The organism is Prevotella sp. oral taxon 313, assembly GCF_003043935.1.
Lineage (GTDB): Bacteria > Bacteroidota > Bacteroidia > Bacteroidales > Bacteroidaceae > Prevotella > Prevotella jejuni.
In genome coordinates this window covers 1,182,769-1,197,718 of sequence record NZ_PYXE01000001.1, presented here as the reverse complement: position 1 = coordinate 1,197,718, position 14,950 = coordinate 1,182,769, and the positions used below count along the sequence as shown (strand labels likewise).

At 39.6% G+C, this 14,950-nt stretch carries 10 protein-coding genes and 1 pseudogene; 7 read left to right on the top strand and 4 right to left on the bottom strand.

Features of this window, described 5'->3' with window-relative positions; all coding sequences use genetic code 11:
• Positions 1 to 44 precede the first annotated feature (44 nt).
• Positions 45 to 455 (top strand): annotated as a pseudogene (locus AXF23_RS16220) (transposase); the annotation flags it as partial.
• Between the two features lie 81 nt (positions 456 to 536).
• Here the strand turns inward: AXF23_RS16220 and AXF23_RS04605 are convergent.
• Together AXF23_RS04605 and AXF23_RS04600 are read right to left on the bottom strand one after the other, a co-directional pair.
• Complete coding sequence (locus tag AXF23_RS04605; RefSeq protein WP_107624465.1) at positions 537 to 2,528, bottom strand: dipeptidyl-peptidase 3 family protein; 1,992 nt, start codon at positions 2,526 to 2,528, stop codon at positions 537 to 539.
• A gap of 7 nt (positions 2,529 to 2,535) precedes the next feature.
• The gene (locus AXF23_RS04600) at positions 2,536 to 2,994 is read right to left on the bottom strand and encodes a helix-turn-helix domain-containing protein (RefSeq protein ID WP_009010604.1); all 459 of its coding nucleotides are present in this window, start codon (positions 2,992 to 2,994) and stop codon (positions 2,536 to 2,538) included.
• Between the two features lie 379 nt (positions 2,995 to 3,373).
• On the opposite strand from AXF23_RS04600, the gene hcp reads away from it, so the two are divergent.
• The 6 genes from hcp to AXF23_RS04570 all read left to right on the top strand — a co-directional run bounded on the left by hcp (position 3,374) and on the right by AXF23_RS04570 (position 11,780).
• Positions 3,374 to 5,026: a hydroxylamine reductase gene (gene hcp / locus AXF23_RS04595; protein ID WP_089366824.1), complete on the top strand. Its 1,653-nt coding sequence runs from the start codon at positions 3,374 to 3,376 to the stop codon at positions 5,024 to 5,026.
• A gap of 959 nt (positions 5,027 to 5,985) precedes the next feature.
• Entirely contained in the window at positions 5,986 to 7,077 is a 1,092-nt protein-coding gene (gmd, locus tag AXF23_RS04590; RefSeq protein ID WP_107624464.1) for a GDP-mannose 4,6-dehydratase, read from the top strand.
• A gap of 128 nt (positions 7,078 to 7,205) precedes the next feature.
• The gene (locus AXF23_RS04585) at positions 7,206 to 8,408 is read left to right on the top strand and encodes a GDP-L-fucose synthase family protein (RefSeq protein WP_107624463.1); all 1,203 of its coding nucleotides are present in this window, start codon (positions 7,206 to 7,208) and stop codon (positions 8,406 to 8,408) included.
• 107 nt (positions 8,409 to 8,515) lie between these two features.
• Positions 8,516 to 10,630 (top strand): prolyl oligopeptidase family serine peptidase, encoded by a 2,115-nt coding sequence (locus tag AXF23_RS04580; protein ID WP_107624462.1) that lies wholly within the window; start codon positions 8,516 to 8,518, stop codon positions 10,628 to 10,630.
• 144 nt (positions 10,631 to 10,774) lie between these two features.
• Complete coding sequence (locus AXF23_RS04575) at positions 10,775 to 11,539, top strand: YaaA family protein (protein WP_107624461.1); 765 nt, start codon at positions 10,775 to 10,777, stop codon at positions 11,537 to 11,539.
• A 43-nt stretch (positions 11,540 to 11,582) separates the two neighbouring features.
• A complete protein-coding gene (locus AXF23_RS04570; RefSeq protein ID WP_107624460.1) occupies positions 11,583 to 11,780 on the top strand; it encodes a hypothetical protein in 198 nt (65 codons plus the stop codon).
• Positions 11,781 to 12,214: 434 nt separating this feature from the next.
• Here the strand turns inward: AXF23_RS04570 and AXF23_RS04565 are convergent, their stop codons facing one another.
• Complete coding sequence (locus AXF23_RS04565; protein WP_107624459.1) at positions 12,215 to 13,840, bottom strand: OmpP1/FadL family transporter; 1,626 nt, start codon at positions 13,838 to 13,840, stop codon at positions 12,215 to 12,217.
• A 42-nt stretch (positions 13,841 to 13,882) separates the two neighbouring features.
• Complete coding sequence (locus AXF23_RS04560; protein ID WP_089366819.1) at positions 13,883 to 14,932, bottom strand: hypothetical protein; 1,050 nt, start codon at positions 14,930 to 14,932, stop codon at positions 13,883 to 13,885.
• Between the last annotated feature and the right edge of the window lie 18 nt (positions 14,933 to 14,950).

Here is a 14,950-nt window from a genome sequence, read left to right as displayed (position 1 = left end):
CGAACAAAAAAAATGCCCCCTTAACACCAACAATGGTGACAGGGGGCGTCATACATTCATACGACTTGTCCCAAACGAGTGTATACAATATTAAAGAACTCAAAGACAACAAGCCATTTTATCACAATTGTAGCATCTTAGAAGACAAAGGGTACATCAGTGCGGAAAATCAACTTGACATTTTTGATATTGTTAACATCAGGCTTGAATGTCCATATAGGCTTATCCAAAAGAACTAAAAGCCAACCTTCAACCCTATAGCAAAGGTAAGAAAGAGGATTGAAACAGTACTTTCACAACTTACAAACCAGTTCCTCGTCATCAGAAAGTACGCCAAAGAAACATGCGCTCTTTTTGTCCGAATAGTGGGAAAAGTCTGTACGATGACCGCATTAGAACACATCAACTACATTATCAACAAACCTATAAGCAGGTTCAAATACACGCTGATTTAATTCCACCAATGGGTTGAGACTATCAAATATACCCGAAAAGCATAATATACATCAAATGTCAATACACTTATAAAATTATGATCAAAGTGTTTGGTAATCTCGAGAATATCGTAACATCTGCTCTGTGTATGACTCAGAATAATCTACGACAACATCTATTACTTCACCAAAATCATTATAAACAGGTGTAAGGACTGGGTTTATAAACCCTTTATAAGGTACTATATTCAAGTTTTCATAGCGACGTAATACTTCTGCATGAAGAACAGGATTCAGTTTGATAGCATACTTCTCCACTAAAGCACGAGCCATATAGAAGTCTCCTTCGCTCTTAATACGCTGTATCTCTGCAAGTTGATAAGCAAAGATATACCGTAAAGTTTCATAGTCATTAATACGCACAAATGTTTTTGATTGGCCTGTCTTTCCATCTTCACGAGTTACAAGCTCTACAACATTATCATCTTTTCCTAACTCCAAAGCCCATTGCGCAATAAGTGCACGGTTCTGCATGTGCGACTCTTCTATCTGTTTGCCAGGTTTAATACGGACTTGTTGGGTGAGCAAACCATTCATCATATAGCTATAATACTGCGCCTTATAAGCTTCTTCATTATCTAAGAGTCCAAGCTCTAAAAGTTTCAGATCTGCTATATAATATAACCCAAATAAATCAGCACGAGCCTCTTCTATAGTATTACCATAGTTCTTCAACGCATCAGGATCAGTACCAGGCAGTAATCGTCCACTCCCATGTCCTAAGCATTCATGAAGATCTGTATGAAGATCATCGGTCTTATCAGCATATAGTTCTAATAGTCTTCGTGTATCATCGTCAATGACAAACTCCTCCCGAAAGCCATTTCCTTTCGCAGCCATATTGTAAGCATGGGTAAGATTAGATATTGTCACACTCTTCGAACCATACTCTGCTCGAATCCAGTCAGCATTTGGCAGATTTATACCTATAGCTGAAGATGGATACTCATCACCTCCCAACATTGCAGCACAAACAACATTTGCTGTAACACCTTTTACAACCTCTTTCCTAAACAAAGGCTTAATTGGTGAATGGTCCTCAAACCACTGTGCATTAGCAGATATAGTTTGTGTACGGTGTGTGGCTTTAAGATCTTTATATTCAACGATACCTTCCCATGAGCCTTTCAATCCCATAGGGTCACCATAGACCTCAATAAAACCATTGATAAAGTCTATACGCCCATTCTGCTCACGTAACCACTCAATAGAATATGTATCGAAATCATGTAAATCACCTGTCTCATAATAACGAATTAACAATTCTATCACACGATGCTGTCGTTTGTTTTCAACAAATTCTTTTGCACAATTTAGCCAGAATACTATCTGTCTAATCGCAGCCCCATATTTCCCTTCTATTTTCCAGACATCTTCACGGATTAAATCACCTTCTTTTACAAGAGTAGAATTTAATCCATAAGATGGCACTTCACTTATTGGGCCTTCTTGCTTTAACTTAGCATAAAATTCTTCAACCTCCTGCTGAGAAACTCCGTCATAATAATTACATGCAGAGGAGCGTACTATATCTTTACCATCCGACTTATCAACTCGCTTTGGAAGAACTGTCGGATCAAAGATTACAGGACATAGCTCATCGAGCAAAGACGTAACAGTCTCTCCCTCGTTAAGCGGAAGCTGATTGACTTCAAGCGCTAAGACTTCTTTACGAAAAAAATCTTCTGTAAATAATGGTGAGAACTTATCGCACGCATAATGATGATAAATACCATTAGCAAACCAAACGTGCTTCAGATATTCCTCTAAAGCACGAAAATTATAATCTAACTTTTCACCATTATAGTTCAAATAGACAGCCTCTAAAGTCTTTCTAATACGGAGGTTGTATTTGCCGAACTGATCAAATGTTATATCACGTCCAAATAGCGTAGCTTGCGACAAACAATATATTAACTGTTTTTGCCTAATTGTCAGTGATTCGAAATCCGGGAGCCGATATCGTAATAGTTGTATATCGGCAAACCGTTCATCCTGAAAGTTAAAAGTTTCCTCTCCTATTGATTCAATCATTTTTTATTTATTTCTTAAGCGGTTTCTTCACACGTACATCTTCAGATGAGTGTTGTGTTGAATGCCGCATTCTATAGTCACGTGGGGTGACACCATTTAGTTTATAGAAAGAAGCATAGAATGATTGTCTGTTTGAGAAACCCACCATATCACTGATATCTTCCATATTCAGCTCTTGATAACGTTTATCAACCAATAGAGCCATAGCCTCCTCTATTCTGAATTTGTTAACGAATGACGTATAGTTCATGTGAAATCTCACATTTACTACCGCCGAGATGTAGCGTGTATTAGTCCCCAAGTCCTCAGCAAGTTGCTTGGCAGAATAATTCTTGTCTTTGTAACGTTGCTGAATAAGAATGATATTAAGGATTTTCTCCTTTAATTCATCCATTAGTTGCGGACTGACCAAACTTCGGTAAGCAGCTACCTTCTCTTTCTTTTCAGTTAAATTGTACTTAGCCATAATCCGTGTATTTTTAGTTACCTATTTGTTATTACACTGCAAATATAACATTTTTAATTAAGAATGTCAAGTTTATAGCAAGTTTTTTAATATCTATTAGTTATTATATTTCACAAAGAAATAATTACACTCTCTATTATCCATGTATAAATTATTTACATATATAATCTTAACATCTTTTTATACAAAGCGTTTCCGATTTTATCTTTTTACGTTCTTCTTTACATAAGACAAATCTTATACGTCGTAAACAAAGAACTATCTCCTTTATATTTTTTTAACCTTAACCCGTCACAAATGTTACCTTGTTCACTTTCTTTCATCATATACCTTTGCTTCCGAAAATAACATTATTGAAATAAATATAGAACTAAGAAACATGGCAGAAAACAAAATGTTCTGTTTCCAATGTCAGGAAACAGCAAAAGGTACAGGGTGTACTATTCAAGGTGTATGTGGTAAGAAAGCAGACACAAGCCGTTGGCAAGATTTGTTACTTGGCGTTGTAAGAGGTGTTGCCACAATAGCAGATTCGCTTCGCAAGGCAGGCATAGAAACGAATCAGGAGGTTGGTGATTATCTCGTAGACGCACTTTTCGCTACGATTACAAATGCCAACTTTGACGATCAAGCTATATTAAATAAGGTGGACAATGGTGTTCGAATTAAGCACGAACTTCTTTCTCTTGCAAAAGAGAAGAATGTAACTTTACCTGATTATCAAGAAGTAAATTGGGGAGGTGAGAAGGCTGACTACGAAGCAGAAGGTAATCGCGAAGGTGTACTCCGCACAGAGAATGAGGATATACGTTCGTTGAAAGAGTTGACAGTCTTAGGTTTGAAGGGTATGGCTGCTTACTACGAGCATGCTTCACGCCTCAACGAGCGCAACGAAGACATCATCGCCTTCATGGAGAAAGCTCTTGCTACCATTTCAAACCCAGCTGCTGACATGGATACATTGCTTGCTACAGTAATGGAAACTGGTAAATTCGGTGTAGATGCAATGGCATTGCTTGATAAAGCAAACACGCAGGCATACGGCAATCCAGAACTTACAAAGGTTAATATTGGTACTGGTAGCCGTCCAGGTATACTTATTTCTGGTCATGACTTGAAGGATATTGAGCAACTATTGGAGCAGACAGAGGGTACTGGTGTAGATGTTTATACTCATGGTGAGATGCTCCCAGCTCACTATTATCCACAGTTGAAGAAGTACAAGCACCTCGTTGGAAACTATGGTAATGCATGGTGGAAGCAGAAGGAAGAGTTTGAAACATTCAATGGTCCTATCGTCTTCACGACGAACTGTATTGTTCCTCCATCACCAAAGGCAAGTTATAAGGATCGTGTCTTCACGACTAATGCAACTGGTTTCCCTGGTTGGAAGCACATCGTAGCTGATGAGAATGGTCACAAGGACTTCTCTGAAGTAATTGAGATCGCAAAGACATGTAAGGCTCCAACAGCTATCGAACAGGGTGAGATTGTCGGTGGTTTTGCTCATGCACAAGTATTTGCGTTAGCTGATAAGGTCGTTGAAGCCGTTAAGAGTGGTGCTATCCGCAAGTTTGTTGTAATGAGTGGGTGTGATGGTCGTATGAAGAGCCGTGATTATTATACAGAGTTTGCTGCTCAGCTACCAAAGGATACTGTTATCTTGACCAGTGGTTGTGCTAAGTTCAAATACAACAAACTGAACCTTGGCGACATCAACGGTATCCCACGTGTATTGGATGCAGGACAGTGTAATGACTCTTATTCATGGGCTGTTGTTGCATTAAAGCTAAAAGAAATCTTTGGTGCAAACGATATTAACGACCTTCCTATCGAGTTCAACATCGCATGGTATGAGCAGAAGGCAGTTATCGTCCTACTTGCCCTACTCTACCTTGGTATCAAGAATATTCACATCGGTCCTACATTGCCAGCCTTCGTTTCTCCAAACGTTCTGAAAGTATTGGTTGAAAACTTTGGTCTGGGCGGTATTACCTCTGTTGAGGAAGACCTCAAGAACATGGTAGGATAAATTAATCACATATATAAACTTGAAGCTCATTCTTTTTTGAATGGGCTTTTTTTATACCTTTCAGAGAAATGAGTAATAGAACCTGTTAAAGAAAGGAGATATACATCTACCTCCTTTCTTCCTTCTACAAGTGAAAATCTAAATAATAAGATTTCAGCTATAAAGAAGCTAATAAAAGAAGTGAGAATATTAAACCCACATGCAAAATACGTGAGGCATATCAGTAGTTAATCCCCTTATATTCGATGTCAGGGCGGGAGAAAGACTATTACTCATGCTTTCATGTCAATATTTTTCGTCCCCATCAATTCTAACACACGCTCTTTAAGCTTACAGAAAAGCCTTATTTACGTTCAAGTACATGCCCTTCTTGCATATTGAAGACGCCCTTCTTGAAGCAAGAGAAGCACCTTCTTTTACTATGCATATAATCTACTGAAACACAATTTATTATACAACCAATGCCAAGAGGAGGTATAGTATTATTTTGAGAAGATTACACACATCTTAATGTCATTCTTTTTCATAATCCTACCGATTACCTTGAAGTGTAGAGCAATTACTGATACATCCTTATGAAGATGCTGGCAAATAAAGTAAAGCAAATCCATCTTTCATTGAGAAGTGGGAACTGCCAACGACTTTCTTGCGTGTTATCTTATGAGGAGAACGAAGTATCCAACAACTTGAGGTACACAGAGAGTGTACATGTGGAGAGCTTACAACAATCACAAACTTAATCAAAAAATATGCAGAGAAACAAGTTCTAAAGCATAGGAAAGTTTGCACATATCCCTCGAAAAGGATGATAAACTAAACAATAGTTGAGTTCAAACATCATAGTTAGAATTAAATTAAATATAAATTTAAGGTTTATTATCCGTAAAAAGATAAATTATTAATAATAATTTGTATCTTTGTGCAACCATAGGAATATAATAATATCATCATAAAATATAATGCAGAAAAAAGCACTTATCACGGGTATTACAGGCCAAGATGGTTCTTATTTGGCAGAATTGTTACTCGAAAAAGGTTATGATGTGCATGGAACTATCCGTCGTTCATCAGTAGATTTCCGTGAGCGTATAGCTCATTTAGAGGGACGTCCTCATTTCCATTTGCATTATGCTGACCTCAGTGATTCAATGAGTATTCTTGGAGTAATCAGCAAAGTTCGCCCTGATGAGATTTATAATCTTGCAGCGCAAAGTCATGTACAGGTCAGCTTCGACTCTCCAGAGTTTACAGCTGACGTCGACGCTGTGGGCGTATTACGTATTCTTGAAGCTGTTCGTCAGTTGGGAATGACAGAGACTTGTCGTATCTATCAAGCTTCGACATCCGAATTATACGGCAAGGTTGAGGAGGTTCCACAGAACGAAAACACCCCATTCCACCCTTACAGTCCCTACGCAGTTGCTAAGCAATATGGTTTCTGGATTGTGAAGGAATATCGTGAGGCTTATAATATGTATTGTTGCTCTGGTATTCTTTTCAATCATGAGAGTGAGCGTCGTGGAGAAACCTTCGTTACTCGTAAGATTACACTTGCTGCAGCTCGTATCAAACAGGGTAAGCAAGACAAGCTCTACTTGGGCAACCTCGGTTCTCTTCGTGACTGGGGATATGCTAAGGACTACGTAGAGTGTATGTGGTTAATCCTCCAACAAGAACAACCAGAGGATTTCGTTATTGCAACGGGTGTACAACATAGTGTTCGAGAGTTCTGCTATTACGCTTTCAAACGTGTAGGAATAGAACTTGAATTCCAAGGCGAAGGCATGGACGAAAAGGGTATTGACAAGGCAACTGGAAATGTTATCATTGAGGTAAGTCCTGATTTTTATCGTCCAACTGACGTTGTCAATCTCTGGGGAGAGCCAACAAAGGCAAAGGCAAAACTTGGATGGAATCCTAACAGTACCAGCTTTGAAGAGCTTGTCAACATTATGGTAGACAGCGACATGGCAAAAGTTGCATCTGAAGGTGCTGCTGAGAAGGTTAGGACAAATCTTGAAGAGTATTTGGAGAAAGGTATCGTTAAGTAGGACATCTTTCGTCATTCTCTCTCCTCACAGATAGAGATAATTACTGCTTATGCTGATAGTTGGCGATTCTCAATAGTCGCTTTCTATCAGCTATTGTTACTTTTTACAGTCTATTCAACAAATACGCAATGAATAAAAATAGTAAGATATACGTCGCTGGACACAATGGATTGGTTGGCTCAGCAATATGGAACAATCTTCTACAACGAGGATACAAGAATCTTGTTGGACGAAGTCATAAAGAACTGGACCTAACTGATCAGCAAGCTGTAAAGCGATTCTTTGATGAGGAAAAGCCTGATGCTGTTGTTCTCGCAGCTGCATTTGTAGGAGGAATTATGGCTAACTACCTCTATCGGGCAGACTTTATCATGCAAAACATGAAGATACAATGTAATGTTATCGAGCAAAGCTATCTTCATGGAGTAGAGAAACTCCTCTTCCTTGGTAGTACATGCATCTATCCAAAGAATGCACCACAGCCAATGCACGAAGACTCTCTATTGACTTCTCCTTTGGAATACAGTAATGAAGAGTATGCTATTGCAAAAATAGCTGGACTGAAGATGTGTGAAAGCTATAACCTTCAGTATGGTACGAATTACATAGCAGTTATGCCAACAAACCTCTATGGGCCTAATGATAATTTCCATTTGGAGAACTCTCATGTGATGCCAGCAATGATGCGCAAGATTTACCTTGCCAAACTAATCCACGAGAATGATTGGGATGCTATACGTAATGATATGAACAAGCGCCCTATCAATCCAACCGACAAGTTGCGTGCAGAGATTGGTGAAGGTAATGTTGATGGTAAGAATACAGAAGAACGTATCTTGAAAGCTCTCGCTTTCTATGGCATTGAGAATAATAAGGTAACGCTATGGGGTGACGGAAGTCCATTACGTGAGTTCCTTTGGAGTGAAGATATGGCTGATGCCAGCGTTCATATCCTATTGAACGTAGATTTCAAGGACATCATTGGAATTGAGAAATACTCAAGTGTTTTCTATGGTGCAAAGGTTGATGGTGTAGTCGACCGGAACAATTCTGAAGGCCGTGGTGGTGCTATCCCATCATTAGGAGAGATTCGTAACTGCCACATCAACGTAGGTACTGGAAAAGAACTTACCATCAAAGAACTTGCAGAACTTGTCAAGAAGACTGTTCACTTTGAAGGAGATATAATCTGGGATACCGAGAAGCCGAATGGTACACCACGAAAACTCATTGATGTAGAGAAGTTGCACCGCCTTGGGTGGACACATAAAGTGGAAATAGAAGGTGGTGTTGAGAAACTCTACGAGTGGTATCAAGAAAGCTTAAAGTAATTTATATCATTGATTGGGCATATTGGGCATATCAGCCCAATAAGCCTAATTAGACTAATAAGTCCGCCCTATCGCAAACAACATTCATTCATTAAAATCTTTACTATATGAAGAAACAAGTATTACTAACCGCAGCATTATTGTCTGCTACAAGCATGATGGCACAGAAGCTAACGTATCCACAAGCTCCAAAGGATGGGACTGTAGACACCTATTTTGGAGTGAAAGTTGCCGATCCTTATCGCCCATTAGAGAATGATAGTTCTAAAGCTACTGCTGAATGGGTAGCTGCTGAGAACAAGGTTACACAGGAGTATCTCTCCCGTATTCCGTTCCGTGGGAAACTCCTAAAACGTATGAAGGAGTTATCAAACTATGAGAAGGTATCAGCTCCTTCCTACATTAAATCTATTGGGAAGTGGCTCTTCTACAAGAATGATGGTCTGCAGAACCAGAGTGTACTGTATATCATGGATCGACTTGGGGATGAGAAGAACGCACGTGTATTCCTTAACCCTAATCAACTGTCATCAGACGGAACCGTTGCATTGAAGGGTATCTACTTCTCACACAACGGCAAGTATGCAACCTACTCTATCTCTCGCAGCGGAAGCGACTGGCAGGAGTTCTATGTAATGGATGTCAAGACAGGAAAACTGCTTGATGACCATATTAATTGGGCCAAATTTTCTGGCGCATCTTGGCAAGGTGACGGTTTTTATTACAGTGCCTATGATGCTCCACAGAAAGGACATGAGTTCAGTAATGTCAATTCTGTCCAGAAAATCTACTATCATAAGATAGGTACTCCACAGTCTGAAGATGTCCTCTTCTACCAAAATCCAGCAAACCCAATGCGTTTCTATGCTGTAAGTGTTAATGAAGAAGAGACCATGATGTTCCTCTATGAAAGCGGTGCAGGCTCAGGCAACATTGTCTATGTACGTGATCTCCGTCAACCTAATAGTCAATTCATTCAGATGACTTCTAATCTTGATTTACAGTATAGCCTGATTGAGACTATTGGTGATAAGATGTACTTCCTTACTAATGATGGTGCACCTAAGAACCGACTGATGGTCACAGACCTCAAGCACCCTGGTTTCAGTGAATGGAGGACCCTTGTACCAGAGTCTAAGGACATGCTTGAAGGAGTTACCTTTGCTGATGGAAAGATGATTCTCAACTATATGAAAGATGCTTCCAGCCACGCGTACGTTTATTCTATGGATGGTAAACAACTCTCAGAGATTAAACTTCCGACATTAGGTAGTGCGGCTTTCTATGGAGAGAAAGATCGTAAAGAGGTATTCTATTCCTTCTCTTCTTTCACCGTACCAACTACCATCTTTCAGTATGACCTCAGTTCTGCAAACAGTAAGGTATATGCAGCACCAAAGGTTAAGTTCAAAGAGTCTGACTATGTCTGCGAACAGGTATTCTATACAAGTAAGGATGGGACAAAGATTCCTCTCTTTATCACTTATAAGAAAGGCTTGAAGCGCAATGGTAAGAACCCAGTATTCCTCTATGCATACGGTGGCTTCAATATAGCCTTGACCCCATACTTCTCTTCTGTACGTATTCCTTTCATTGAAAATGGTGGCATCTATGCACAAGCATCCCTTCGTGGTGGTAGCGAGTACGGAGAAGATTGGCACACAGCAGGCACGAAGATGCAGAAACAGAATGTTTTTGACGATTTCATTGCAGCTGGTGAATGGCTTATCGAGAATAAATATACAAGTAAAGACTACCTCGCTATCGTTGGTGGCTCAAATGGTGGTTTGCTCATAGGAGCTTGCATGACACAACGTCCCGACCTTTATAAAGTATGTATCCCACAAGTAGGTGTTATGGATATGTTACGTTATCATAAGTTTACTATTGGTTGGAACTGGGCTCCAGACTACGGAACAAGTGCTGACTCAAAGGAGATGTTTGATTATCTCCACGCTTACTCTCCACTCCACAACCTCCGTCCTGGTACAAAGTATCCTGCTACTTTGATAACAACAGCCGACCATGACGACCGTGTTGTACCTGCGCACTCATTTAAGTTTGCAGCTACATTGCAGGCTGATAATGCTGCTGACACACCAACACTTATCCGCATTGATACCAAGGCGGGACACGGAAGTGGCAAACCTCTGTCTAAGCAGTTGGAAGAACAAGCTGACATTTATGGCTTCATCCTTTATAATATGGGATTGAAATATTAAGAGTTTAAAGGGGTTATGCCTATTGCTCATATCCTAAGGGCTATCTTTAATAAAGGTATAACCCCTTACCATTTTTATATTTCTCGACAGGTAAAATATTGTCCTAACTCCATTTCACCCTTTTAATCCTAAGTTTTCAATAAAATGCAGATACTATTAGCATCCGCTAAAATAATGAACAGTACCACAACGGTACCAACTCCTAACACTCATCTGCCTCGTTTCCATAAAGAAGCGGGGCAGATGGCGTTAGAGCTAAGCAGCCTTTCTGTAGAAGAACTTGCCCAAACGATTCCATGTAACGCTAAGATAGCACTTGAAAACAAGCTACGCTATCAAGATTTCTTCAATGAAGAAGCCTTTCTCCCTGCTCTCCTCGCCTATTACGGACAAGCATATAAATGTCTTAAAGCACATGAGTACAGTCAAGAAGACTTCAGCTATGCAGACAAACATCTCTGGATAACAAGTTTTCTCTATGGCCTCTTACGTCCATTAGACCTTATCCATCCTTATCGTCTGGAAGGGAAAGCAAAGCTACCATCGGCTGAAGGCAAGAATATGTTTGCATATTGGAAACCACTCCTCACAGACCTCCTCATAGAAGCAGTGCATGCTGACGATGGTATCTTAGTACATTTAGCCACAGAAGAGTTCCAACACCTCTTCGATTGGAAACGTTTACAAAAAGAGGTACGCATTATTCAGCCACTCTTTATGGTTGACCAAGGAAGTCGCCTAAAGGCTGTCAGTGTGTATGCAAAGAGTTGCCGTGGTGCAATGACAAGTTACATCCTCCGTAATCAACTGGACTCGCCTGACGAGCTCCTCACCTTTGAGTATGATGGTTTCACCTATCATAAAGATTATGGAGATGAAGACCATCCACACTTTATCCTAAAGTCTTAATCAATAGTGACACCTTATTATAAATGTAAAAGTCAAATTAATTATGTCAATAGAAGAATATCGTCAACAGATTCTAACCTCCCTACTTGCCAAAACCAATAGTAAGGGAGAACCACGTTTTGATGAAGCAACTGCAAAGGAACTACTCGCTCAACTGTCAGACGAGGAGTTAGAAGAAGGCATCATGTTCAATACACCTGATGATGTAGCAGAAGTTCTATCAGAAGTCGGAAAGCTTTGAAAGATAGTCAAGGGGTTATTAACCTTGAAATAGAGTGATTGACTAAAGAGCAATTATACATCTTTCACACGCCTATCAAGGTTTAGTAGGAATACAAAGTGACATTTCTACACATGCCATAAAAATGGCTCTAAAAAGAGAGAGACTATAACCTCTATTATATAAATAAAGTTTTAAATTCATTTGCTGTCATTTTTAACATTTGATGTTAGTATGCTATAAATTAATAAGTTAAGTGTCTACGAAGAATGACAACAATGACAGGAAATTAAGTTTAGACGAATTAAGCTACTTAATCACTTGAGACATCGGATAAGTCTATTATTATCGTTATTAGACCATCCAACAAAGATCAATTATGACAAGAGCAACAAAAAAGGTAAAAGAGAGAAAACTCCTTTACCTTTTATGCTTTATATCTATATATAAGTTCCTTAGAAGCGATAGCCAACTGTGAGTAGTAACTGACTTCTGTTATTCTTAACATCAGTAGTTGTAGCCACGTTAGACTCTGTTACAGTTGTCGTACCAGACGGTATAGATATGTTCCTAATATTAGAGAATGGTGCAAAAGAGCCATTCTGTGCACTATACTGGTAAGCCAAGTCAATATTGAAATTCTTAACTTGATAGCCAACACCTAATGTGAAGCGGTTGATTGCACTCCAATTAGTGTAGTCTGTTGCAGAAGCATAGGCTGTACCTAAAGAAGCAATACCTGGGTCTTTCTGAGCATCCTTATCGTACATTGCACTAACATAGTTATAACCCATACGCAAAGCAACATTGCTTACTGGTTTGTACTCGACACCTAACTTCAAAGTACTTACACCTTTCAGAACCTCCTTAGTGTGTGCATTCATATTCTTGTCAGCAGTTGATGACTCGTAGTACTGACCATAGTAATAATCATAGTATCCACCATCGTTGACTCTACTGTTTATATTACTAAAGTTCTCATACTCGTAAGTTGCACCTAAAGCAAGGTAATTGCCAATAGTATGACCAAGAGAAAGACCAAACTTCCATGGTGTCCACATCTTGAAATCGTATGAATTACTAATAGATGAATCCGTGCTTCGCACACTCGTTGTACTTGGGGAATAAACAAGACGAGTATTATTTGATGTCGTCAAGTCATACCAAGTAGGAGTCTTCACGTATGCACCAATTCTGAAAGGGGACTCAGCTACAGGACGAACAATTACACCAGCAGTGATATCAAAACCTGAACCTGTAATCTTTCTCTCATCTCGGACAAGTACACCACCAGCATTGCTGAAGTTCTCACGATACTCGCTATATCCCTTATAATTAACATCCTTCATACCGAATGTCAGACCAAGATAAACCCTGTCATTGAAGTTCCCGCTCACAGCAAAGTCATAATTACCAATATAACCAGTGTTTGCACGAGCAAGATTATAACCCGAAGCCGACTCATAGTTAAGCCTTCCTGTATTTTTATCAGGGATAAGATTATTCCAATAGAGGTAATCAATCTGACTCCAAGTATATGCCACATTTGGTGACGTAGCGTCTACATAACCAACATTCTGACCATTCTTATCTTTACCAACAAAGAATCCACCAGAATTCTCATTAGCAAGCATACCCTTAATATATGACTGCTTATTCTGTGAACTTCCGTCCAATGAGTTAGCAGCATTGAGGATATAATCAAAGTTCTTACCCTTATGATAGTTGAAACCAAAGTTAATGAACGATTTCTGTCCAGTACGAGTAGAATAAACACCACCTATCTGGTCGAAGCTCAGATTAGTCTTTTTGCCGTTAGAGAAGTCCTTACCATCAGACTGCATAAGTAGTCCACCACTGATACTAACATTGCTATGACGGAACAGACCGATACCAGCTGGGTTAGTACCAATAGTAGAAATATCAGCACCCAAAGCTTCCATAGCTCCACCCATACCAACATAGCGTGCAGTACCATTCAAGTCCTCGCCTGCTAACTTAGCATTCTCGTATGTCTCTTGTGCGTTTGCTGACAAAGCAGCAAACAACGATACTGCGAAGAAAATATATTTACTCTTCATATCTGATATGCTTTATTAATTAAACATTCATTATCCAAAATACTATCTATGACTACCGAAGGCACTGCGTGAGCCACCAGAGCTGCTGCCTCCACCACCTGAATATGAACCGCCGAAGCTACCACCACCACTTCTTGCACCACCAAATGAGCTTGGTGAAGGCTGTGAGAATGTTGAACGTTCTGGCTGAGAATAGCTACGTGTCTGATTCTGATAACCATTCTGACGTGCACCACCAAAGCGGTCATAATAATTGCTCATATCATTACGTGGAGCTGCTGTATTACCATACTGGTTCACATTACCACGACGATTTGAGTATGTAGATTGTCCATTACTATAGACATTACTTCTTGCCTGAGAGCCAAAGTCCCTTTGAGAACTACCCCAGTGATTGGCAGTACCAGTGTGTCCATTGTAAGCATAGTAGCCACTCCTTCCGTAACCATAGTAAGGATAGCCACCATAATAGCCATAATATCTGCTCCAAGGACTGTACCAACCATAACCAGCATAACCGTAATAGTATGGATAACCGCCGTAGTAGCCATAATATGGATAGCCACCGTAATAACTATAATAAGGATAACCACCATAATAACCATAATACCATGGATCGTCCCAAGTGTCATACCATCCACTGTAATAAGGTGAACGCCATCCCCATCCTACATAGAATGAAGAACGACCAGCATACCAAGGGTCATAATAACCACCCCAGAAGCCATCGAAACGACTCATTCTTCTACTATAGGCAAAGTCATCGTTATCACTTTCGTACTGACGAGTAAAACCTCCATAGATAGTATCTAACACTACAGAGTCGCCATGCAGCGTAGAAACACGTGACATAAAAATATCATTACCCAAAGAGTCAACACCTATCTTCTTATAGTTATACTTACCACGACGATTGTATTCGTCATTAGACTTACCAATGCCACTATAATAGACAGGACGATCTTCCTCTATCTTATTCTGTTGATAAGCAGACTGCTCTGCCTTTGACGGGGTAAAATAAAGGTCATCTTGTGCCATTGAAAGTAATGGCATAGCTCCAAACAAAACCGAAAGAAAAACTAATCGTTTCATATACCCTATATTTAATTA